General features: G+C 46.8%; 1 pseudogene. It reads right to left on the minus strand.

Annotation, left to right across the window (positions count from 1 at the left end):
* Positions 1-97: 97 nt before the first annotated feature.
* Positions 98-284 (minus strand): annotated as a pseudogene (locus ICN25_RS10055) (phage major capsid protein); the annotation flags it as partial.

Here is a 284-nt window from a genome sequence, read left to right on the forward strand (position 1 = left end):
GAAGGCATCTCTACGCACTACCGCTTCCACCTCTTTAATTTGGAAGTCACTATGAATGAGTTCTTTATGGTTCATGGTGTTATTCATTTCTTCCTCCTTATTGAATAGCCAATACCGCATGGGCATTTGCTCTTGAGATAGATAAAGCGCAGCGCAGGTTCACCATGGCATACATGGCTAACGTGTCGTGCGGACGGATTGGGGCAACGATATCTAGATCATCATCCCTTAGCTTCATAAAGCGGGTGTTGAGGAAGTAGCAGCGCTTACTCCACTCCACGGTG

This window comes from Polynucleobacter sp. 80A-SIGWE, from assembly GCF_018882295.1.
Lineage (GTDB): Bacteria > Pseudomonadota > Gammaproteobacteria > Burkholderiales > Burkholderiaceae > Polynucleobacter.